The organism is Rhodococcus sp. G6(2025) (assembly GCF_058628105.1).
Window position 1 is genome coordinate 5309705 of sequence record NZ_CP179750.1, and the last position, 22046, is coordinate 5331750.

General features: G+C 69.8%; 20 protein-coding genes. 9 read left to right on the forward strand and 11 right to left on the reverse strand.

Going from position 1 to position 22046, the window contains the following annotated elements; translation table 11 throughout:
• The first annotated feature begins 7 nt into the window (after positions 1-7).
• Both ACLIVD_RS24385 and ACLIVD_RS24390 read left to right on the forward strand, forming a co-directional pair.
• Positions 8-721 (forward strand): LppM family (lipo)protein, encoded by a 714-nt coding sequence (locus ACLIVD_RS24385; RefSeq protein WP_280782570.1) that lies wholly within the window; start codon positions 8-10, stop codon positions 719-721.
• Entirely contained in the window at positions 718-1878 is a 1161-nt protein-coding gene (locus ACLIVD_RS24390) for a glycosyltransferase family 2 protein (RefSeq protein WP_491930797.1), read from the forward strand. Before ACLIVD_RS24385 ends, ACLIVD_RS24390 begins: the two co-directional genes overlap by 4 nt.
• Here ACLIVD_RS24390 and metF read toward each other — a convergent pair.
• Entirely contained in the window at positions 1871-2836 is a 966-nt protein-coding gene (metF, locus tag ACLIVD_RS24395; RefSeq protein WP_280782572.1) for a methylenetetrahydrofolate reductase [NAD(P)H], read from the reverse strand. The genes ACLIVD_RS24390 and metF overlap by 8 nt on opposite strands.
• Positions 2837-3025: 189 nt before the next feature.
• Between metF and ACLIVD_RS24400 the strand changes: the two genes are divergently transcribed.
• The 4 genes from ACLIVD_RS24400 (at position 3026) to ACLIVD_RS24415 (ending at position 8407) form a co-directional block, all read left to right on the forward strand.
• Positions 3026-4123: a polyprenyl synthetase family protein gene (locus ACLIVD_RS24400; protein ID WP_283352603.1), complete on the forward strand. Its 1098-nt coding sequence runs from the start codon at positions 3026-3028 to the stop codon at positions 4121-4123.
• 10 nt (positions 4124-4133) lie between these two features.
• Positions 4134-5732 (forward strand): phytoene desaturase family protein, encoded by a 1599-nt coding sequence (crtI, locus tag ACLIVD_RS24405; RefSeq protein WP_491930798.1) that lies wholly within the window; start codon positions 4134-4136, stop codon positions 5730-5732.
• 121 nt (positions 5733-5853) lie between these two features.
• Positions 5854-7458: an alpha-(1->6)-mannopyranosyltransferase A gene (locus ACLIVD_RS24410; protein ID WP_280782574.1), complete on the forward strand. Its 1605-nt coding sequence runs from the start codon at positions 5854-5856 to the stop codon at positions 7456-7458.
• Between the two features lie 7 nt (positions 7459-7465).
• Complete coding sequence (locus ACLIVD_RS24415; RefSeq protein ID WP_283334253.1) at positions 7466-8407, forward strand: phytoene/squalene synthase family protein; 942 nt, start codon at positions 7466-7468, stop codon at positions 8405-8407.
• A 7-nt stretch (positions 8408-8414) separates the two neighbouring features.
• Here ACLIVD_RS24415 and ACLIVD_RS24420 read toward each other — a convergent pair whose 3' ends face one another.
• On the reverse strand, positions 8415-8783 hold the full coding sequence (locus tag ACLIVD_RS24420) for an Rv2175c family DNA-binding protein (protein ID WP_105413630.1): 369 nt from the start codon (positions 8781-8783) through the stop codon (positions 8415-8417).
• Between the two features lie 110 nt (positions 8784-8893).
• Between ACLIVD_RS24420 and pknB the strand changes: the two genes are divergently transcribed.
• Complete coding sequence (pknB, locus tag ACLIVD_RS24425) at positions 8894-10912, forward strand: Stk1 family PASTA domain-containing Ser/Thr kinase (RefSeq protein WP_283334252.1); 2019 nt, start codon at positions 8894-8896, stop codon at positions 10910-10912.
• A 53-nt stretch (positions 10913-10965) separates the two neighbouring features.
• On the opposite strand, the gene ACLIVD_RS24430 is transcribed toward pknB, so the two are convergent.
• Both ACLIVD_RS24430 and ACLIVD_RS24435 read right to left on the reverse strand, forming a co-directional pair.
• Entirely contained in the window at positions 10966-12351 is a 1386-nt protein-coding gene (locus tag ACLIVD_RS24430) for a class II 3-deoxy-7-phosphoheptulonate synthase (RefSeq protein WP_477956580.1), read from the reverse strand.
• Between the two features lie 42 nt (positions 12352-12393).
• A complete protein-coding gene (locus ACLIVD_RS24435; protein WP_491930799.1) occupies positions 12394-12885 on the reverse strand; it encodes a polyadenylate-specific 3'-exoribonuclease AS in 492 nt (163 codons plus the stop codon).
• A gap of 67 nt (positions 12886-12952) precedes the next feature.
• Between ACLIVD_RS24435 and ACLIVD_RS24440 the strand changes: the two genes are divergently transcribed.
• Positions 12953-14275, forward strand: a complete 1323-nt coding sequence (locus ACLIVD_RS24440) for a glycosyltransferase 87 family protein (protein WP_491930800.1) — start codon at positions 12953-12955, stop codon at positions 14273-14275.
• Between the two features lie 13 nt (positions 14276-14288).
• Here ACLIVD_RS24440 and ACLIVD_RS24445 read toward each other — a convergent pair whose 3' ends face one another.
• The 6 genes from ACLIVD_RS24445 to ACLIVD_RS24470 form a co-directional block, all read right to left on the reverse strand.
• Entirely contained in the window at positions 14289-15047 is a 759-nt protein-coding gene (locus ACLIVD_RS24445; RefSeq protein WP_418342487.1) for a lysophospholipid acyltransferase family protein, read from the reverse strand.
• 130 nt (positions 15048-15177) lie between these two features.
• Positions 15178-16191 (reverse strand): ROK family protein, encoded by a 1014-nt coding sequence (locus tag ACLIVD_RS24450; RefSeq protein ID WP_280782580.1) that lies wholly within the window; start codon positions 16189-16191, stop codon positions 15178-15180.
• Between the two features lie 52 nt (positions 16192-16243).
• Positions 16244-16645 (reverse strand): hypothetical protein, encoded by a 402-nt coding sequence (locus tag ACLIVD_RS24455; RefSeq protein WP_283352573.1) that lies wholly within the window; start codon positions 16643-16645, stop codon positions 16244-16246.
• The gene (locus ACLIVD_RS24460) at positions 16642-17883 is read right to left on the reverse strand and encodes an ArsA family ATPase (protein ID WP_317567734.1); all 1242 of its coding nucleotides are present in this window, start codon (positions 17881-17883) and stop codon (positions 16642-16644) included. The genes ACLIVD_RS24455 and ACLIVD_RS24460 overlap by 4 nt, the downstream gene beginning before the upstream one ends.
• A complete protein-coding gene (locus ACLIVD_RS24465) occupies positions 17880-18317 on the reverse strand; it encodes an SRPBCC family protein (RefSeq protein WP_009473765.1) in 438 nt (145 codons plus the stop codon). The genes ACLIVD_RS24460 and ACLIVD_RS24465 overlap by 4 nt, the downstream gene beginning before the upstream one ends.
• A 152-nt stretch (positions 18318-18469) precedes the next feature.
• A complete protein-coding gene (locus tag ACLIVD_RS24470; protein ID WP_005260151.1) occupies positions 18470-18844 on the reverse strand; it encodes a hypothetical protein in 375 nt (124 codons plus the stop codon).
• Between the two features lie 168 nt (positions 18845-19012).
• Between ACLIVD_RS24470 and ACLIVD_RS24475 the strand changes: the two genes are divergently transcribed.
• Positions 19013-20824 (forward strand): AMP-dependent synthetase/ligase, encoded by a 1812-nt coding sequence (locus ACLIVD_RS24475; protein WP_280782582.1) that lies wholly within the window; start codon positions 19013-19015, stop codon positions 20822-20824.
• Between the two features lie 60 nt (positions 20825-20884).
• Here ACLIVD_RS24475 and ACLIVD_RS24480 read toward each other — a convergent pair whose 3' ends face one another.
• Positions 20885-22012, reverse strand: coding sequence for a glycosyltransferase family 4 protein (locus tag ACLIVD_RS24480; RefSeq protein ID WP_491930801.1), 1128 nt, complete (start codon positions 22010-22012; stop codon positions 20885-20887).
• Positions 22013-22046 lie beyond the last annotated feature (34 nt).

The window sequence follows — 22046 nt, forward strand, 5'->3', positions numbered from 1 at the left end:
TACGACTGTGCAGCCGCCCTCAGTTCCGACCTCGACCCGCTCGCGGAGGGCTTTGTCCCTCGCGGCCCTCGGGCTCCTCCTCGTGCCCCTCCTCGCGGGATGCCTGCGGGTTCAGGTGTCGATGGGGGTGTCCGCCGACGACCGGGTCTCCGGCCAGATCGTGGCCGCCGCCGTGCCGGCGAACGATCAGGACAAGGGCCCGCAACTCACTCCGCCCGACTCGCTGTCGGACAAGGTGCGCGTCCAGGAGTACAAGAAGGACGGGTACGTCGGCAGCCAGGCGTTCTTCAGCGACCTCACGTTCGGCGACGTGCAGCAGCTCGGCACCATGTCGGAGCAGGCCAACGGGAGTTTCCAGATCTCGCTCCAGCGGACCGGCGACCTCGTGACCCTCGACGGGAAGGCCGATCTCAGTTCGGTCCCCGCGCAGGGCACGGACGTGCAGTTCACGATCGCCTTCCCGGCGCGCGTCGCCACCACCAACGGCACCCGCGAGGGCGACTCGATCGTGTCGTGGAAACTTCCCGCCGGCGACACCTCGACGATCCGCGCCGAGGTGCGCTACTCGGACCCGAGCACCCGCAGCTTCGCGGGCTGGGCGGGCATCATGGCCGGCGTGACGCTGGGCGTCGCCGTGATCGTCGGTGCGCTGGCCTGGATGGCCCGCAACAAGGATCCGGTGATCGGCAGCGGTCGCGCACGGGACCACTCGGAGGTGTGACCTCTCGCCCGATCGAGCGGGTCGTCCGGATCGGCTCCCTGATCTCGGTTCTCGGACTCGCCACCACCGTCGTCAACCTGTGCCGCGCCCCGCGCCTCCCCACGGCGGCCCGCCCGGTCACCGAACCCGTCACCGTCTGCATCCCGGCCCGGGACGAACGTGACCGGCTGCCGGACCTGATCGGTGACCTGCGAGAACAGCGAGGCGTCGACGATCTGCGGGTGTTCGTCTACGACGACGCCTCCACGGACGGGACCGCCGACGTCGCGGACGCTGCGAGCGGCGCGGACCCCCGCTTCTCCGTGGTGCGGGGGACCGCGGAACCGCCGCCGGGCTGGGTGGGCAAACCCGCGGCCTGCCATCGGCTGAGTGAGCACGCCTTCGCCCGGGGCCGCGGCGACGGCGGGATACTCGTGTTCCTCGACGCCGATGTGCGGTTGCGTCCGGGTGCCCTGAAGGCCGCCTGCGCCGCACTGCGCGAGTCCGAGGCCGCGCTGGTCTGCCCGTGGCCGTTCCAGCAGGCGGGGTCGGTGACCGAGGCGCTGGTGCAGCCGCTGCTCGCGTGGTCGTGGGCGGCGACGCTGCCGATCCGCGTGGCCGGACGGTCGCGGCGCCCGTCGACGGCGGTGGGCTGCGGGCAGTTCATGGTGTTCGATTCCGCCGCGTACCGCAGGGTCGGAGGTCACCGGGCCGTCGTGGACAGCGTGATCGAGGACCTCGACATCGCGCGGCTGCTCCGCACTCGGGGTCACGCGACCGCACTGGTCGTGGCCGGCCGGTCGGCGTCGTGCCGGATGTACGAGGACGCCGGCGCGCTGCGCCGCGGTTACGACCGCTGGCTGTGGACGGCATTCGGCTCCCGCCTCGGCGCCGCGGCGGTCCTCGGTGCGGCGAGTGTGGCGTACCTCGCGCCGCCGGTCGCGTTCGCGGCCGGACGGGGACGCGTGCGCCGGTGGGGTGCGGTGGGATATCTCGCGGCCACGACGTCGCGGCTGTGCGCCCGGGCACTCGAACGCGGTGGCCGCATCACCGCCGCCGACGTGGCCGGGGCGGTCGCGCACCCGCTGTCCGTCGCCGCGGTGACGGCACTGACGGTGTCGTCACACCGCAATCACCGCCGCGGGCGCACCCGGTGGAAGGGGCGGAGCCTCAGCTGACCCGCGCCGGGGTGACCGCGGCGGGATCCGCCACACCCGACCCGACCTTGTCGCCGAGCCGGGCCAGCACCTCGCTCGTGGCGCGCGCGAAGTTGAGGGTGATGAAGTGCAGGCCGGGTGCGCCCTCCGCGATGAGGCGTTCGCTCATCTCGGTGGCGACGTCGATGCCGATCTCGCGCACGGCGGCGCGGTTCTCCTCCGGACCGTCCCCGGCAGCCGCGGCGAGACGCTTCTCGAGGTGCGCCGGGAGACGCGACCCCGACAGTTCGAGCACGCGGCGGACCGACCGCAGCGACGTGATCGGCATGATCTCGGGGATGATCGGCTTGGCGCCCTGTTCGGGGTCGTACGCCGACACCCGGTCGCGTAGCCGCAGGTAGTCGTCCACGTCGAAGAACATCTGGGTGATCGAGTACTCGGCGCCTGCCCGCAGCTTCGACACCAGGTACCGGGTGTCGTGCGCGAGATCGGGCGCCCGGTAGTGGCCTTCCGGGAACGACGCGACGCCCACATGGAAGTCGCCGAGGTCGCGAACGAGCCGGACGAGGTCCTCGGCGTACTCGACTCCGTCCGGATGCTTCTCCCACTCGCCCAGCGGGTCACCGGGCGGGTCGCCGCGCAGGACCAGGATGTTGCTGATTCCGCGGTCGGCGTAGGCGCCGACCATCGACCGCAGTTCGTCGACACTGTGCGACACGGCCGTGAGGTGCGCGACCGGCAGGAGGGTGGTCTCCTCGGCGAGCTGCCCGGTGACGCGGACCGTGCGGTCCCGCGTCGACCCGCCCGCACCGTAGGTCATGGACACGAAGGCCGGACCCATCCGCTCGAACTCCCGGACGGCACGCCACAGGCGAGCCTCGGCGGCCTCGTCACGCGGCGGCGAGAACTCGACGGAAAAGGGGACCCGTCCGTCGCTGGACGACCGGATCCGGTCGACGATGGACGGAGTGCGGGTCACCCAACCTTCGCTGGCCCGCCCCCTGACGGAATCGAATGTCACCCGTCCAGCATAGGTAGTGCCCGGGGCAATGCACCCACTGCGTCTGCGCGGGCGGCGGGATCCGGGTATCCGGCCACCCGGGAGGGCGCCCACTATGGTGGTGTCGACGCCTGTCGCCGGTCTCGGCGCGCACGCGAGAATTCGATCCTGGAGGCAACACTGTCCGTTGGAACGCGCCCCGCCGCCCTCGCGGCCGAGGTCGAAAATGCGCTTCGCGACTTCTTCACCAGCCGGCAGGACCTCGTCGACTCCGTGGGTGGTGGTTACCGCGAGGCCGTGACCACGCTCGAAGACTTCGTCCTGCGCGGAGGCAAGCGGGTCCGCCCGGCCTTCGCGTGGACCGGCTGGCTCGGGGCGGGCGGCGACGCGCGCGGCCCCGACGCCGGACCCGTGCTCCGCGCCTGCTCCGCGCTGGAACTGGTTCAGGCCTGCGCGCTGGTCCACGACGACATCATCGACGCCTCCACGACGCGCCGCGGGTTCCCGACCGTCCACGTCGAGTTCGCGGAACAGCACCGCGCCGGGGCGTGGAGCGGTGATTCCGCTCACTTCGGCGAGAGCGTCGCGATCCTCCTCGGCGATCTCGCGCTGGCCTGGGCCGACGACATGATCCGCGACTCCGGCATCACCCCGGACGCGTCGGCCCGCATCTCCCCCATCTGGTCCGCGATGCGCACCGAGGTGCTCGGGGGGCAGTTCCTCGACATCAGCAACGAGGCCCGGGCGGACGAGTCGATCGACGCCGCCATGAAGGTGAATCGGTACAAGACGGCGGCGTACACCATCGAGCGGCCCCTGCACCTCGGCGCGGCGCTCGCAGGCGCCGACGACACCCTGGTTTCGGCGTACCGCCGATTCGGCACCGACATCGGTATCGCCTTCCAGCTCCGCGACGACCTGCTCGGCGTGTTCGGCGATCCGGCCGTGACGGGGAAACCCTCCGGCGACGACCTCCGGGCGGGCAAACGAACCGTCCTCTTCGCGATGTCGCTGCAGCGCGCCGACGCCGAAGACCCCGCGGCGGCCGAACTCCTCCGCGAAGGCATCGGCACCGATCTGTCCGATTCGGACGTGGACACCCTCCGGACCACGATCACGTCGCTCGGCGCTGTCGCGGACGTGGAGAAGCAGATCGAGGAACTCGTCGGGAACGCGCTGTCGACGCTGGCGGCGAGCACCGCCACCGCCGAGGCGAAGCAGCAGCTCACCGAGATGGCCGTCGCCGCGACGCGCCGCGACTACTGAGGGTCCGGGGATGGCCCGCGCGCTCCGGACGGTTCCCGGCCGCACCGATCACGTCGTGGTCGTCGGTGCGGGTCTCGCCGGTCTCTCGGCCGCTCTGCACCTCGCCGGATCGGGCCGGCGGGTCACGGTCCTCGAACGGGAGTCGTCGCCGGGCGGCCGGGTCGGCACCTACCGTGGTCCCGGCTACGACATCGACAACGGTGCCACCGTCCTCACGATGCCCGAACTGGTCGGCGAGGCCCTCGCCGCCGTCGGCGCGGATTTCGCGTCCACCCGGCCGCCGCTCGTCCTGGAGCGGCTGGCGCCGGCGTATCACGCGCGGTTCGCCGACGGTTCCTCGCTGGACGTGCACTCCGATCCCGACGCGATGGTCGCCGAGGTCAGCCGGGTGTGCGGGCCGGAGGAGTCGGCCAGGTACCTGCGGCTGCGGCGCTGGCTCGGCCGGATCTTCGAGGCCGAATACCACCGGTTCATGGATGCGAACTTCGACTCGCCGCTGGATCTCGTCTCGTCCCCCGCGGCCGCGCGGGATCTGCTGACGCTCACCGCCCTGGGCGGGTTCGGCAGGCTCGGCGCCCGCGTCGACCGCACGATCACCGATCCGAGACTCCGCCGGATCTTCACGTTCCAGGCCCTGTACGCCGGGGTGGCGCCCGCCGACGCCCTCGCGGTGTACGGCGCGATCGCCCACATGGACACCTCGCTCGGTGTCTACTTCCCCCGCGGCGGGATGCGCTCGATCGCGCTCGCCCTCGCCGACGCCCTCACCACAGCAGGTGGCGAGATCCGGTTCGACACCGAGGTCGCGGCGCTCGAGCGAAACGGGGACCGCGTCGGCGCCGTCGTCACTGCGGCGGGTGACCGCATCGACTGCGACGCGCTGGTGCTCACCCCGGACACCGCCGTCGTCGACGCACTGCTCCGCCCGGTGACACGCCGGAGCCCCCGGCGGGTGCGGGTGTCGCCGTCCGCCGTGGTCCTGCACGGGACCGTCCCCACCGCGGTCGCGTCGCAGTGGGCCGCCCAACGACACCACACCATCGATTTCGGTCACGCGTGGAAGCGGACGTTCGCGGAGATCACCGCCCGCGCGGGGCGCGGACGGCTGATGACGGACCCGTCGCTGCTGATCACCCGGCCCGCCCTGTCGGATCCGGGCCTCGTCCTGGACCGCTCGGGGATTCCCTCGGAACCGCTGTCGGTGCTGGCGCCCTGCCCGAACCTGCACAGCGCACCGCTGGAGTGGTCGTCGCTGACCGGCCCGTACGTGAACGAACTGCTGGGCGAACTCGAGACGCGCGGGTACCACGGGATCGCGGAGCATTTCACGATCGACCGTGTCGACACCCCCCTCACCTGGCTCGGCAAGGGCATGGCGGCGGGCAGCCCCTTCGCGGCGGCGCACGTGTTCCGGCAGACCGGACCGTTCCGGCGCCCCAACCTGGTCAGAGGCCTGGACAACGTCGTGCTCGCCGGTTCCGGCACCGTTCCGGGCGTCGGAGTTCCGACCGTCCTGCTGTCGGGGAAGCTCGCGGCCGCCCGCATCACCGGGCCCACCGCAGCACGAAGCGCGGAAAGACACACGAAAGCATCAAGTGCGGGAGGATAGGGCGAGGCGTGGCGGGAACTGGTGCCGGCAGCAATTAAACTGGGTCCTCGACCATGCGATGCGCACGCCGATGAGCGCACCGACCGCAACCGAACTCACCTCGGGGGAGGAATCTGCACTCATGACGTCCTCTGCCCGGCAGGCGACCGTCGCCGCTGCGACGACCACGCCGCAGCGGTCGTGGCCCCAGACCACGGCCGACTTCCTCCGCAGCCCGGAGGGGCACGCTGCCATCCTCGGTTTCGTGGGCGCCGTGATGATCACGTTCGGTGGTTTCGGTGCGGGCAGCGTCCGCCGCGAGGACCCACTCCTCGAGGCGATGCACCTGTCGTGGCTCCGGTTCGGTCACGGTCAGATCCTGTCGACGGTCATCGTCTGGGTGGGTGTGGTCGCGATGATCACGGCCTGGGTGCGGTTGGGTCGTGCCACGCTCGGCGGCGACGTCACCCTCCGGCAGTTGCGGATGATCGTCCCGGTGTGGACGGCGCCGCTGCTCCTCGCAGTGCCGATGTTCAGCCGCGACGCCTACTCCTACCTGGCGCAGGGTGCGCTCCTGCGTGACGGGTTCGACCCGTACGCCGTCGGGCCGGTGGTCAACCCGGGAGTCCTCCTCGACAACGTCAGCAACGTGTGGACCACCACCACCGCGCCGTACGGTCCGCTGTTCCTGCTCCTCAGTCAGGGGATCACGGGGCTGACCGGCGACAACGTGATCGCCGGGACGATGCTTCTGCGCGTGACGATGCTGCCCGGACTCGCGCTGATGGTGTGGGGGGTTCCGCACCTCGCGCGGCACCTCGGCGGCAATCCGGCGATCGCCCTGTGGCTCGCCGTGCTCAATCCGCTGGTCCTCGTCCACCTCATCGGCGGGGTGCACAACGAGCTGCTGATGGTCGGCCTGATGATCGCCGGCATCGCGCTCGTCCTCGAACGTCGCCATCTCGCCGGGATCGCCCTCGTCGCCGTCGCGGTCGCGATCAAGGCGACCGCAGGCGCCGCGCTGCCCTTCATGGTGTGGATCTGGATGCTCCACGAGAAGGAGAAGGCCGAGGCGGAGGGGCGCACACCCGCGTCGCCGCTCGCGTCGTTCGCGAAGACCGCGGGCGCGGGGTTCGCCGTGTTCGTGGCCATCTTCGCGGCCGCATCCGCCGTCGCCGGTGTCGGACTGGGCTGGATGACCGCGCTGTCCGGTTCGAACAAGATCATCAACTGGTTGTCGCTGCCGACGATCCTCGCCCACATCGTGACCGTCGGAACGTCGTGGTTTGCGGAACTGCGGCTGGGTGAGGTGCTGGCCATCACCCGCCCGATCTGCGCGGTGGCGCTGGTCGCTCTCGTGCTGGCGGCCTGGTGGCGCTACCGGAAGACCGAGCGTGACGCGATTCTCGGAATCCTCATCGTCCTGGTCGCGATCGTGATCCTGTCGCCCGCCGCGCTGCCCTGGTACTACTCGTGGCCGATCGCCATCGCAGCCGGCTTCGCGTTGTCGACCCGGACCCTGATGATCCTCGTCGGGTTGTCCACCTGGTTGATGCTGGTCTTCCAGCCCGACGGTTCGATCGGCCTCTACACGTTCCCGCACGTCGTGCTCGCAACGTTCGCCGCGGTCGTCGCGGCCGTGTCGCTCCGCACGGTCGACCCGCTGCGCCTGCGCACACCTCGGCCCGTCGAGGAACAGCGCACCGCCGACCTCGCGGGTGCCGCGTCGTCGCCGCGCGTCGAATGACCGGTTGATGACCGAGCTGGCCGACAGTTATCGGTACTGCGGCGCGGTGACGGCGGAGCACGGTCGCACCTACCATCTCGCGACCCGGCTCCTTCCCGAGCGCCGCCGCGCCGCCGTGCATTCCCTGTACGGGTTCGCCCGCACGGTCGACGACATCGTGGACGTCGATCCCGGCCGGACGGCCGGCGGCTGCGCCGCCGAACTCGATCGGATCGACGCGGCACTGCGACTCGGCTTCACCGACCGGACCGCGGTCGGGCCGGATGCGTGTTCACGGGAGATGCGGCGGGTCCTTCCCGCGTTCCTCGACACCGTCGCGTCCTTCGACATCCCCCACGACTACTTCTTCGCGTTCCTGCAGTCCATGCGGATGGATGTTCCGGGGACTGCCGAGCATCGGTCCGAGTACGGCACCATGACCGAACTCCGGACGTACATGTACGGATCGGCCGTCGTGATCGGTTTGCAGATGCTGCCCGTCCTCGGAACCACCGGGCCCGTCGCCGATGCCGAACCGCACGCTGCGGCTCTCGGTGAGGCGTTCCAGCTGACCAATTTCCTTCGCGACGTCGGCGAGGACCTGGATCGGGGCCGGGTCTATCTCCCGGCCGACGAATTGGCCGCGTTCGGTGTCGACACCGAACTTCTCGCGCACGGTCGCCGCAGCGGCACGACGGACCAGCGGATCGTGCGGGCCCTCGCCCACCTGATCTCGGTCACCCGGTCGGTGTACCGGGACGCGGAACCGGGCATCGCGATGCTGGACCGGCGGGTGCAACCGGGTATCCGGACCGCGTTCGTGCTGTATTCCCGCATTCTCGACGAGATCGAGCGAGGTGGTTACCGGGTGCTCGACCGGCGCGCCACCGTGTCCCGGAGAAACCGGTGGGCGACGGCGCTGCCTCAGTTCGCCCGGCTCGCGGTGCCTGCCCGTGGCCGAGTGTGGTGACCGGCCGTCAGAATCCCATCGCCTGAGCGCGGCGGATCACTTCACGGGCGAGGTCGCCGTGCAGGGCCTGAACGGGGGTGCCGGGAAGGCTGTCGTCCTCGCGGAACAGCCACTGCAGGATTTCCTCGTCCTTGAATCCGCCGTCGTGGAGCACGGCGACGAGACCGGGCAGCCATTTGACGATCTCGCCGGTCTCGTCGAAGAAGAGTTCGGGAACACCGAGTACGCCGTCGCGTCGGACGGCGATCAACTGCTGATCGCGCAGAAGCTGCTGCACGCGGGTGACGGCCACACCGAGGTTCTTCGCGACGTCCACCAACTGGAGGAGCGAGACGGAAGGGTCCAGGACATCGTCACAGTAAGGGATGGCACTCACTCCCCTAACGTTATCTGGTCGCCTCCGGCGTGGCGCTACCGGTCGGTGTCGCTGGCTACGATTGAGGGGCGCGTGGCCGGGCTGCGCGCACTGACGGGGGAACGGACACTGTGCACGATGGAGGTCAACGTTTGATCGGCGAGCTGCTCGACCGGCGCTATCGGGTGGATGCCACGATCGCGCGTGGCGGCATGTCCACCGTCTACAGGGGGCTCGACACGCGTCTCGACCGTCCGGTGGCCATCAAGGTGATGGATCCGCAGTTCGCGGCCGATCCGGCGTTCGTCACCCGGTTCGAGTTCGAGGCCCGCTCGGTCGCGCGACTCAAGCACCCCTCCCTCGTCGCGGTCTACGACCAGGGACACGACCGCGAGCACGCGTTCCTGGTGATGGAACTCGTCGACGGCGGAACGCTCCGCGAACTCCTGCGGGAACGCGGGCCGATGCCGCCGCACGCGGTGGCCGCGGTCGCGGGCCCGGTTCTCGACGCGCTCGCAGTCGCCCACCGGGCCGGTCTCGTGCACCGCGACGTCAAACCCGAGAACATCCTGATCTCCGACGGCGGTGAGGTGAAGATCGCCGATTTCGGTCTGGTGCGGGCCGCCGCCGCGTCGACCACCACGTCGAACAGTGTGATTCTGGGCACGGCGGCGTACCTGTCGCCGGAGCAGGTGACGTCCGGTATCGCGGACACCCGCAGCGACGTCTACTCCACCGGTGTCCTGCTGTTCGAACTTCTCACCGGGCGGACACCGTTCACCGGGGACACGTCGTTGTCCGTCGCGTATCAGCGGATCAATCAGGACGTGCCGCGGCCGGGTTCGTTCATCGCGGGTGTCCCGCCCGAGTTCGACGAACTCGTCGCGGAGGCCACCCACCGGGAACCGTCGCACCGCTTCGCCAACGCCGAGCAGATGGGCTCGGCCCTGCGCAGCATCGCGGCGGCCCTCGATTTGCCCGCCTACCGGGTGCCCGCCCCGCGACGCTCGGCGCAGCACCTGAGCGCTGCGGCCGCCGCGAGCGCGCCGCCCCTGAGCGCGCCGCCGGGCCCCGCCGCACCGCCCACGGTGCACCTTCCCCCCGCCCCGCCGCTGTCGCCGCCCAGCCCGCTGCCGGCGCAGCCCGGTGTCCAGCACACGCGGGTGGTCACCACGCAGACTCCGCGCCCGCCGATCGACGAACCGTCGTTCGCGGTGGAGGACGAACCCGACGACGGCTACCACTACCCCGACTTCGCCGCCGAACGGCAGCGGTCGCGCCGGACCACGATCGTGTGGCTGCTCGTGATCCTGATGCTCGCCCTCGCGGTGGGTTTCGGTGGCTGGTGGATGGGTTCGGGCCGTTTCACCGCGGTCCCGACCACCGACGGTCTCGATCGCGGTGCGGCGGTGACGGCGATCGAAGCGGCCGGACTGTCGACGGAGATCCGGGGGCAGTACTCCGACACGGCTGCGCTCGACACGGTGCTGGGTACCGATCCCACCGGCGGCTCGCGGATCTCCCGCGACGGCACGGTGGCCCTGCTAGTCTCCCTCGGGAGGCCGACGGTCCCGCCGCTGCCCGCAGGCGGTGAGCGCGCCGGAATCGAACAGGAACTGCGGAACCGCACGTTCACCCCGGTCGACGGTGGTCAGGCGTTCAGCGCGAAGGTCCCGATCGGGGCGGTGGCCGCGCTCGACCCGGCACCGGGTACCGAGCTCGCGACCGGGTCCACGGTCAAGCTAATCGTCAGCAAAGGTGCACCGCCGGTAGACGTTCCCGATGTGAAGGGCATGTCGGAGGCCGAGGCGCGCGCCTCACTCGAGGCGGTGGGCATCGTCGTGCAGGACGTCACCACCGACTTCGACCGGAACGTCGCTGCCGGAGACGCGATCGCCACCAGCCCGAAGGCGGGCGCCCGCGTCAATGCGGGCACCAGCGTCACGTTGAGTGTGTCGAACGCGGTCCGAATGCCGTCGATGCTGGGCCGGACCGTCGGATCCGCGCGCGATGAACTGAGCCGTCTCGGACTCGAGGTGAAGGTGCGTCAGGTGACCGACACGGACAGGTCGTTCGTCATCAGCCAGAACCCTGGCGGCGGCGATCTCGTGAAGCCCGGGAGCACGGTCACCCTGGTCTCACTGCCCTGACCCCGCAGGTGCAGGGCAGTGAGTTCCCCTGAATGTGAATGTACGCCCTGCGGTCAGCCGCGGAGCATCTCCGCGACGAGGAACGCCAGTTCCAGCGACTGCTGGGTGTTGAGGCGGGGGTCGCACGCCGTCTCGTAGCGACCGGACAGGTCGAGGTCGGAGATGTCCTGCGCGCCGCCGAGGCATTCGGTGACGTTCTCACCGGTGAGCTCGACGTGGATGCCGCCCGGGTAGGTGCCGAGTCCGTTGTGGACCTCGAAGAATCCCTGGACCTCGTCGACGATGCGGTCGAAGTGGCGGGTCTTGTAGCCGGTGGACGCCTCGTGGGTGTTGCCGTGCATCGGGTCGCACTGCCAGATCACCTGATGACCGGTGGCCTGAACCTTCTCGACGATGGGCGGCAGCAGGTCGCGAACCTTGTTGTTACCCATCCGCGAGATCAGGGTGAGGCGACCCGGCTTGTTGGTGGGGTCGAGCCGCTCGACGTATTCGACCGCCATCTCCGGTGTGGTGCTGGGCCCGATCTTCAGGCCGATCGGGTTCGACACGAGTTCGGCGAATGCGATGTGGGCCCCGTCGAGCTGACGGGTGCGGTCGCCGATCCACAGGAAGTGGGCGGACAGGTCGTACAGCTTCGCGTGGTCGTCGTCGTTGTCGAGGCGCAGCATCGCGCGCTCGTAGTCGAGGACGAGCGCCTCGTGGCTGGCGAAGATCTGCGCGTGGTGCAGGCTGGGATCGGTGACGCCGCAGGCGTTCATGAACTGCAGCCCGCGGTCGATCTCCGCGGCAAGTGCCTCGTACCGGGCCCCGGCCGGCGACGACGCCACGAACTCGCGGTTCCAGTCGTGCACCTTGTGCAGGTCGGCCATGCCCGCGCCGGTGAGCGCGCGGACCAGGTTCATCGCGGCGCTGGCGTTCGCGTACGCCCGCACGAGCCGCGACGGGTCGTGGGCGCGCACGGCCTCGTCGGCGACGAGGGAGTTGATCATGTCGCCGCGGTACGACTGCAGGCCCAGGGCGTCGACGTTCGACGACCGCGGCTTGGCGTACTGACCGGCGATACGGGCGACCTTGACGACGGGCAGGCTCGCCCCGTACGTCAGGACGACGGCCATCTGCAGCAGGGTGCGGATGTTGCCCTTGATGTGCGGCTCGGTGTTGTCGGCGAACGTCTCGGCGCAGTCACCGCCCTGGAGAAGGAACGCCTCGCCGCGAGCGACCTGAGCCAGCTTCTCCTGCAGGGCCACGACCTCGCTGGCCACCGTGATCGGGGGCACGCTCTCGAGGACGGTCCGCATCGCGGCGGCCTGACCCTCGGGCCATTGCGGCTGCTGAGCAGCGGGCTTGGCCAACGCTGCATCGAGGCGGTCACGCATCTCGGTGGGCAGCGGCGGGAGTTCGGGCAAGCGGTCGATCGGCACGTCGACAGTCCAGTTCACCCATACAGGATATTCGCTCGACCGGAGCGATGGCGAGTCAGGTCACCGGAGTGAGCGCGCCGCCTGAACTGCCTCGAACTTCACCAGGTTGTGCCTGGCGTCGGCGAGCGCGTCGTGCGCGTCACCCGGTGCAGGTGGGAGCGCCGGACTGCCGTGTTCCTCCCAGTACTGGCGGAGTTCCCGCGTGTACCGGGGCAGCGACTGCGGTAGCTCCGTCATGTCCCCCCACAGCTGGCAGAGGGCGACGTGGTCGTAGGCGGCCACCCACGCCCACAGTTCGGGGACGATGCCGGGGCGGGGAATCAGGAACGCGTAGAGGTCGTCGCGAATGCGGGCGCGGCTCTTCCAGAGGGGCGACGACGGCTGCGGCAGCTTCGGCAGCACGTTCCTGCGCACCCACTTGCCCGCCCGGTCGGGATCGAACTCGGTGGACACTGCGTAGAATTCACGTCCGTCCTCTGCGACCACCCCGATCGACACCAGGTCGATCGTGCGACCATCCTCGATGAACTCGCAGTCGTAGAAGTAACGCACGCCCGCAAACTATGCCTCACCCGTTGGCGTCATCCGGATCCACCCCTACCTCGTGAAGGAGGCCTCGGTGCGCGCAACCTCCGACGGTCGACAGTCCGCCGCCCCTGTCGCGGACCCGCTCGACTCCCCGCGGGTGCCTCCGCATCTCCGCGTCGGTGGTCTCGTCGTCCGGGTCCTCGTCCTCGCCGGGCTCGCGGTCGGATTCGCCTACAACCTGCTCGGACTGCCCGGCCTGCGGGACTTCGGCAGCTACTACCGGCTGGATCTCGACGTCTACCGCCTGGGCGGTTCGGTGTTCCTGCACGGCCCGACCCTGTACGGGTCGATGCCTGCCACCCAGATGGGCAACTTCCTGCCGTTCACGTACCCGCCGCTCGCCGCCGTCGTCTTCAGTCCGCTGTCGACGGTGTCGCTGGCGACGGCCGGGATCGTCGTGACGGTGTTGTCGCTGATCGCGCTGTTCGGCGTCCTCGTCGTCACGCTCGACTCGCTGGGCATCGCACCCCGCACCACGCTGGTGTGGACGGCCCTCGGTGCGCTCGCGGTGTCGATGGCCCTCGAACCCGTCTCGTCGACCCTCGACTACGGGCAGATCAACATCCTGCTGATGCTGCTGGTGGCGGCGGACTGCCTGCCGAAGAAGACGCCGTGGCCGCGCGGCGTGCTGATCGGCCTCGCAGCGGCGGTGAAGCTGACGCCTGCCGTGTTCATTGTGTACTTCTTGGTGCGCAAGGACTTTCGCTCGGCCATCGTGACCGGGGTCGGTTTCCTGGCGTTCAGCGCCGTGGGCGCGATCGCGACGTGGAACGACTCCGTCACCTACTGGACGCACACCCTCTTCGATTCCGATCGGATCGGCACCCCGGCGTATCCCGCGAACCAGAGCATCACCGGTGTGCTGGCCCGGCTCGGACTGAGCGACTCGGTGCGCACCCCGATCTGGCTGCTGCTGAGCGTCGTGGTTCTCGCACTCGTGATTCTCGCGATGGTGCGAGCGCTGCGATCCGGCGAGACCGCGCTCGCGCTGGGACTCAACGCCGTCCTCGGACTGCTCGTCTCCCCCGTGTCCTGGTCACACCACTGGGTGTGGTCCGTGCCGGTGATCCTCGTGTTCGGCGTCCTCGCCTACCGTCGCCGGAGCGTCGCCCTGGCGGTCACGGCCGTGGTCGGCGTCGTCGTCGTGAGGCTCGCCGCGCACTGGAAACTCGGGGTGGGACGGTGGAGCGGAACCCACTGGAATCTGTGGGATCAGTTCCTGGCGTCGTCGTACGTGTGGTGGGGACTCGCCGTGGTGCTGGTCGCGATTTTCGCGTTCCGCACCCGTCCCTCCCAGTCCGACGAGGACGATCGGTCGGAGACCTCCGACGATCTCACCGTCCCCGTCGGCTGAGAGGTCGCGGCCGTCAGCTCGCCCGCGTGTCCGGCAGTCGCGTGACGGTGGTGGCGTCGCTCGCAGGCGCCCCGCCGGCCACCGAGGCGTCGGCGGCGGGCGCCTTCTTCTTCAGCGTCGCCGCGTAGATGTCGACGTATTCCTGACCCGACAGCTTCATCAGCTTGTACATGACCTCGTCGGTGACGGCCCGCTCGACGAACCGGTTGCCGCCCATGCCCTCGAAACGCGAGAAGTCGATGGGCTCACCGACGCGGATGGTGACCTTCGCGGGACGCCACACCCGGGAGCCGATCGGGTTGACCTTCTCCGTACCGATCATCGCGACCGGGATGACCTTCACACCGGACTCCAGAGCCATGCGAGCCAGTCCCGTCTTGCCCTTGTAGAGGCGGCCGTCGGGCGACCGGGTGCCCTCTGGGTAGATCCCGAGCAGCTTGCCCTGCGAGAGGACGCGCAACCCGGCGTTCAATGCGTCCTGCGCGGCATCGGCGCCCGTCCGGTCGATCGGAACCTGACCGACCACCGAGAAGAACCAGCGCTGGAAGGCGCCCTTGAGTCCCGTCCCGGTGAAATACTCGCTCTTGGCGAGAAAAGTGATCCTCCGCGGCACACGCAACGGCAGGAAGAACGAATCCAGCACGGCCTGATGGTTACTCGCCAAGATGGCGCCACCCTCCGCCGGGATGTTCTCCGTACCCTCCACGGTCGGCCTACCCAGCCCCCAGAGAACCGGCCCCAAAAACACGTACTTGAAGAGCCAGTACCACATGGCGTCCCTCCCGTTCACAACCCAAGCTTCGTTCGGGTCGACTCTACTTCGGGCGGGTGAGGGTCGCTACACACGGCTGGGAGGCCCGCACAGCATCACACTCTGCGGGTTTACAGCAGTGGGCCGGACGTCAACCCACCCGATCGGGCAGGACAGCCCGGGCGAGTTCCGCCGCTCCGATCATGCCCGCCGCCTCCCCCAGCTGGGTCGGCCGGATGCGGGCCAGCGGCCGGTGCCCGGCCCCCGTCGTCAGAGCCGCGTAGTGCTCGCGGGCCTCGTCGATGAACAGCGGCGAGGAACTCGCGACGCCGCCGGCGATCACGACGAGATCCGGGTCGTACACATCCCCGATGAGCGCCAGGCCGACGCCGAGCCAACGGGCGAACTCCCGCATGGTCTCCAGTGCCAGCGGATCGCCGTCCTGTGCCGCGCCCGCGATCCGCCGCCCCGTCAGCGCACCCGGATCGACCGCCACGTCCCGCGCGAGGACCGTCGACGTCGCCGGATCCGCGGCCAGAAGTTCGATCGCGGTGTCGACGAGGGCCGTCCCGCTGCAGTACCGCTCCCAGCAGCCGTGCTTGCCGCACGCGCACGGCCGTCCGTCCGGGACCACCTGGATGTGGCCGAGTTCGGGTGCGACGCCGTGGCTGCCGCGGTACAGCCGACCGTCCGCGAGGAGTGCCGCCCCGATGCCCGTGCCGATGGCGAGCATCACCACGTTCCGGCCGCCTGCAGCAGCACCGAACCGGTGCTCGGCCCACGCCGCCGCGTTCACGTCGTGCTCGAGGATCACCGGCAGACCGAGACGCTGCCCGAGGTCCCGGCCGACGGGTGCACCCACCCACGGCAGATGCGGCGCGAACCGCACCGTCGTGCGGTCGGGGGTGATGAATCCGGCGACCGCCAGACCCACGGCGGCGACGTCGTGCCGTGCGGACAGCTCCCGGACCGCCCGGTCCAGGCCGTTCTCGAGCGCCTTTGCCGACGCCGGGGTCGGCGACTGGAGCGAGTCGAGCACCTCACCGGCCGAGTCGACCACCGACGCACGGATGCTCGTTCCACCCACGTCGATGCCGATGGTCAGCGCCGCGCTGCCGCCACGTTCGCTGCCCGTGCCTGTGCTCATGGAGATGATTGTGCCCATGCCGGATCGCCGACGTGCACGAGTCCGGCGATCCGGCCCGCACGGGGCACGCTCAATGCTTGATGGTGACCGTGATCGGCTCGAACGCCGAGCCGCCGTCCGCTTCGGACGTTCCGCCGCCGGGGCCGGGTTCCGGAGCGTCGGGACCGCCGGGGCCCGGGGTGTCGTGAACGGCGTGTTCGTCGAGGACCTGCCGCAGCACCGCGATCAGCACGGACGCCTGGCCGGCGAGCAGGGTCACGAGATCGTGCTGCTCGCCGCGGATCAGAGCCGCGAGTGCGCACACCGGGCACCACGTGCATCCCGACCACTGCCCGGTTCCGGGGGGCGCGTCCTCGACGCCCGCCTGGGCGTGCGGCGCCGCCGCACGCTGGAGAAGCGGCTCGAGACGGTCCAGGGCGGTCTCGGCGAGTGCCCGCAGCTCCGCCACCAGCTGCGCGTGGTCGTCGTTCATACCGGCCACACCTGCGGGTCGGGCGTGAAGCGCACGACCAGATCACTTCCGTCGAGTTCTGCGCCCGCGACGACGCACCGGCGCAGGACCGAGGCGAGGCGGACCCGGCGGCGCACCCCTTCAGCTCCCACGACCAAGTCGTCCTCCACTCGACCCAACGTGAGGGTCGACGGGTTCACGAGCGGCAGATACATCCGCATCGTGTACACAGAATCCACACCGGCCCCCGATTCCAGCCCCACACGCACCGCAGGTGGGTTCTTCCCCAGCACCGCAACCGCGTCCGTGTCGTCGGCATACAACTCCCGGGCGATTCCGCCGAGATCGGCCCACCCTACCGGCTCCGTCACCGACCGGGTCACCGAGAGGATCACGGTGGTGCCCGCGGAGGCGGTCAGCTCGGCAAGGACCCGTTGCTGCAGGGCTCGCCGCCTGATCAACCATGCCACACCGGGATCGTCGTGTCCTGCCGGCGAATCGAAGTGCGGCAGAAGGTTGTTCACGAGGATGGCGTCGACGCGCAGGCCGGACAGCGCGGCCACCGCCACGGTGCGCCGGGTCTCCGTCAGCACCACCCGCTCCGGTGTCGTCACCAGTCGCACAGTGGTTTTCGCCCGGTTCGCGAGCATCTCCCGGATCTCGCCGACCGCGGCGACGACCTGTTCGATCAGCGTCACCAGCATCACGAGGCGGGGATCGGAACCCAGGAGCGCGGCGATGCGGCGGTGCTGCGGCCACACCCGCTCGATGTACTCGAGAGCCATCGCGGGCGCGGCGAGCGTCCGCAGGCAGTCCGCGGTGGGCGGGCAGTCCACCACGACGGCGTCGTAGTCGCCCTCCGTGGCGAACCGGACGACCTCACGCAGCCCGAGCACGTCCTGCACGCCGGGAAGCCCGGTCAGCTCCTCCGGTTCGAGCGCGGACAGCTGGGCGCCGTGGTCGTGTGTTCCGGCGGCCGCGAGAACCGCTGTCAGACTCCGGAATCTGTTCTCGAGCAACGTGAGGGTGTCGAGTTCGAGGACGTCGAGGGTGTCGGTCACGGACACGAGGTCCCGGGCGGCGGCGATCCCGATGACGTCGGCGAGAGAGTGCGCCTGGTCGAGCGAGACGAGCAGAGTCCGGTGTCCGGCCTCTGCGGCCGCCTGTGCCGTCGCGGCCGCGAGCGTCGTCTTTCCGACGCCCCCCTTCCCGACGAAGAACTGGACCCGGGCAGGTCCGGCACGACCCTCGCTGCTCAGCCTTCCACCCGTTTCTTGAGTTCCTTGAGCGCGGTGTCGGTGATCGCCTTCTCCGCCTTGCGCTTGAACAGGCCGATCATCGGGATGGTGAGGTCGACGGTGAGCTCGTACGTGACGGTGGTGCCGCCGCCCGGCTCGTCCTCCAGAACGTACGAACCGAACTGCGACTTCTGGATCTCACCGGACTCGAGTTCCCAGCTGACCGATTTGCCGTCGGGCGCCCAGTCGTAGCGGAGTACGTACGTGTCCTTGACCATGCCGGCGTCGAGCACGAACCGCACCCGGTCGGCCCGGCCGCCCTTGCCGGGTTCCATGACCTCGACGGACTTCGCGGCAGTCACCCACGCCGGGTACGCGTCGAAGTCGGCGATCACATCCATCACCCGGGCGGGCGGCGCCTCGATACTGATCGACCTCTTGGTCCTCTCGGGCATGGAGTGAACGCTTCCTTTCGCCTGGCCGACCCGCTCGTCGATCGCGGGGCCACGCCGTTACCGGTTTCGTATGTCTGTGTTGTGCCCGACTATCACACACGATCTCGGCGCTCTGACACAATGCCGACCCTGCCGCGGCGGGCGGATCCGCCTCAGGACGGCGGTTCTCCCGCAGCGCGACCTGCCTCGAGTTCCTTCTTCACTTCGAAGGACATCACTTTGCCCTCGACGCGCCTGCGACGGTTCAGTGCGGCCAGATCGGGGGTGCCCTCGCTGCGGGCCGGTTCGGCGTGGAGGAAGTAGTGGACGATCGCTCCGTCCAGCACCGGCTCGAGCCACACTTCCATGGTTCCGGTGAGCGGTCCGGCCACCGTCCACCGGATGCCCTTCTCGGCCCGGTCCTCGCGGACGGCGAGGGTGAGATCGGGCCACCACCGGCGCCAGCGGGCCGGCGGGGCGATCGCCGCCGCGACCTGCTGCGGTGGGGCCGCGATGAACGTCTGGTCTGCGACCTGAATGCTGCTCACGGCGACTAGCTTCACATACCGCCGTGAGCGGTGGCCGTGGGGTTCCGCGGCACCGCGCGGACAGGGCTCTGACCACCCTTCTTCGGCCAGGAAGCAGACCTGGCCGGGGAAGGTCTAAAGTTGGGAACGCAATCCTACTCGTCAGTATCTTCAGTGTCGGAGGTTTTCGTGCCCGAGTTCAGCGCGCCACAGTCGTTCACGATCGCGGAGGACGCGTCCGCGGTCGACTCGGTGTTCGCCCACGCCGCGGCCGACCCGACGCTGGTCGTGTACAAGCGCAAGATCGGCGGACGCTGGACCGACGTCACGGCCGCCGAATTCGCGGCACAGGTCACCGCAGTCGCCAAGGGTCTCATCGCCCTCGGCGTCCAGCAGGGCGACCGGGTGGCACTGATGTCGGCAACCCGCTACGAGTGGCCCCTCGTCGACTTCGCGATCTGGGCAGCGGGCGGCGTCACCGTCCCGATCTACGAGACATCCTCCGCCGAGCAGGTCCGGTGGATCCTCGAGGACTCCGCCGCGATCGATCTCGTCGTCGAGAACGCGACACACGCGGCCACCGTGAAGGCAGTCGCCGCCGAGGCGACCGCGCTGCGCGGCGTCTACCAGATCGAGGCGTCCGACGGCGGCCGCGGCGTCGTCGAGGAACTGACCGCACTGGGCGCCGACGTTCCCGACGCCGATGTCCGGGCCCGCGTCGCCGCGCTGAAGTCGAGCGATCCGGCCACCCTCATCTACACCTCCGGCACCACCGGCAGGCCCAAGGGCTGCCAGCTCACCCATTCCAACCTCATCGCCGAGTCCAAGGGCATCCTCGATTCCAGCCTCGGCACCCTGCTGAAGACGCCCGGCGTCAGCACCCTCATGTTCCTGCCGATGGCGCATGTGCTGGCGCGCGCCGTCAGCATCGCGTCGTTCGACGCCGGCGCCGCACTCGGACACACCAGCGACATCCCGAACCTCGTCCCCACGTTCGGCGAGTTCCGCCCCGACTTCATCCTGTCGGTGCCGCGGGTGTTCGAGAAGGTGTACAACAGCGCCCGCGCCAAGGCCCACGGCGAGGGCAAGGGCAAGATCTTCGACGCCGCCGCCGAGACGGCCATCGCCTGGAGCGAGGCTCAGGACAAGGGCGGGCCGGGACTGGTCCTCAAGGCCAAGCACGCACTGTTCGACAAGCTGGTGTTCTCGAAGCTGCGGGCCGCGCTCGGCGGCAAATGCCAGCTGGCGATCTCGGGCGGCGCCCCGCTCGGCGCCCGCCTCGGCCACTTCTTCCGCGGCATCGGCATCACGATCTACGAGGGCTACGGCCTCACCGAGACGTCCGCGGCTTTCGCGGTCAACACGATCGGCGAGCAGAAGGTCGGCTCGGTCGGCAAGCCGTTGGCGGGCAATTCCGTTCGCATCGCCGACGACGGTGAGATCCTGCTGTCGGGGCCGGTCGTCTTCAGCGGGTACTGGCGCAACGAGAACGCGACCGCCGACGCGATCGAGAACGGCTGGTTCCACACCGGCGACCTCGGGTCGGTCGACACGGACGGGTACATCACCATCACCGGCCGCAAGAAGGAGATCATCGTCACAGCGGGTGGCAAGAACGTCTCCCCCGCCCAGCTCGAGGATCACCTGCGTGCGCACCCGCTGATCAGCCAGGCCATCGTCGTCGGAGACCAGCAGCCGTTCATCGGCGCGCTGATCACCATCGACGCCGACGCACTGCCCGCATGGAACGAGCGCAACGGCAAGCCCGCAGGGACCACGGTCGCGGATCTGCTCACCGACGCCGACCTCACGGCCGAGATCGACGAGGCCGTCGCGGAGGCCAACAAGCTCGTGTCACACGCGGAGGCCATCAAGAAGTTCCGGGTCCTGCCCGTCGACTTCACCGAGGAAACCGGCGAGCTCACGCCGACGATGAAGCTCAAGCGCAACGTCGTGCACGACAGCTTCGCCGACGACATCGCGGCCATCTACGCGAAATAGTGCCCTCCGGGCTCGTGAGTACTTGTTAACCGCCCGCGGTTGACAAGTACTCACGGGCGGTCACGCAAGCAGTGCCTGCAGCTTGGCGGCGAGCACGTCCCATCGCCACTCCGCCTTGACCCATTCGCGGCCGGCCGCACCCATCGCGGCCGCGCGGTCGCGATCCGACAGCACCGAGATCACCGATCGCGCCACCTCGGCCACCGACGTGCCGTCCACGACCATCCCGGTTTCGTTCTGCCGCACCGTTTCCGGGGCGCCACCGGACTGTCCGGCGATGACCGGCACACCGGTGGCCGACGCCTCGAGGAAGACGATGCCGAGGCCTTCGACGTCGAGTCCCGCGCCCCTCGTGCGGCACGGCATCGCGAACACGTCGGCGATCGTGTGGTGCGCCGCCAGCTCCGCGGACGGCACCGTGCCCGTGAACACGACGTGGTCCTCCACCCCGACCGAGCGCGCGAGCGAGCGTAGACGGTCCTCGTAGGGGCCGCCGCCGACGATCACGAGCACGGCGCCGTCGATGTGCTCGCGGATGCCCGGGAGCGCCTTGATCAGGATGTCCTGGCCCTTGCGCGGCACGAGACGGGACAGGCACAGGACCGTCGGCCGCTCCCCCAGACCGTACCGGGACCGCAGTTCGGCCCGCGCGCCGCTGTCCGGGGTGAACAGGTCGGTGTCGACTCCGGGCGGCAGGTGTTCGAGCGCGGCACTCGCGCCGAACGCGGACGCGAATCGGCCCCTCGTGTACCGGCTGACGTACGTGACGACGTCGGTCCGGTCGCCGATCCGTCCGAGGGCCTGGCGGGCGGCGGGGAGCATCGACCAGCCGACCTCGTGCCCGTGGGTACTGGCGACCACCCGTTCCGCCCCGGCGCGGCGCAGCGTCGAACTCAGCAGCGCGAGCGGGGCCGCTGCGCCGAACCAGACGCCCGTGCAGTCGTGTTCGACGAGCAGCTTGGCGGCCCGGCGGGCGACGAACGGCGTGGGCACCATCAAGGTGGTGGGGTGCCGGACGACCTGAAACGGTTGCCGCGCATCGAACTTGATATGCGAGTCGCCGCGCCAGCGCGGGGCGTAGACGACCAGGTCGTCGGCGGGCAGGTGCTTGGCGAAGGTGTGCAGGTACGACTGGATTCCACCGGGTCGCGGCGGAAAATCGTTCGTCACCAACAGGGTTCGGCGCATGTGATCACCGTAGGCGGTGGACCGTGCGCAGGCG

Excerpts from the sequence above, each read along its gene's own strand:
- ACLIVD_RS24455 (WP_283352573.1), bottom strand. The coding sequence starts at position 16,645 with ATGAACGACGACCACGCGCAGCTGGTGGCGGAGCTGCGGGCACTCGCC.
- ACLIVD_RS24415 (WP_283334253.1), top strand. The coding sequence starts at position 7,466 with ATGACCGAGCTGGCCGACAGTTATCGGTACTGCGGCGCGGTGACGGCG.
- ACLIVD_RS24410 (WP_280782574.1), top strand. The coding sequence starts at position 5,854 with ATGACGTCCTCTGCCCGGCAGGCGACCGTCGCCGCTGCGACGACCACG.
- ACLIVD_RS24450 (WP_280782580.1), bottom strand. The coding sequence starts at position 16,191 with ATGGGCACAATCATCTCCATGAGCACAGGCACGGGCAGCGAACGTGGC.
- ACLIVD_RS24465 (WP_009473765.1), bottom strand. The coding sequence starts at position 18,317 with ATGCCCGAGAGGACCAAGAGGTCGATCAGTATCGAGGCGCCGCCCGCC.
- ACLIVD_RS24445 (WP_418342487.1), bottom strand. The coding sequence starts at position 15,047 with ATGTGGTACTGGCTCTTCAAGTACGTGTTTTTGGGGCCGGTTCTCTGG.
- ACLIVD_RS24480 (WP_491930801.1), bottom strand. The coding sequence starts at position 22,012 with ATGCGCCGAACCCTGTTGGTGACGAACGATTTTCCGCCGCGACCCGGT.
- crtI (WP_491930798.1), top strand. The coding sequence starts at position 4,134 with ATGGCCCGCGCGCTCCGGACGGTTCCCGGCCGCACCGATCACGTCGTG.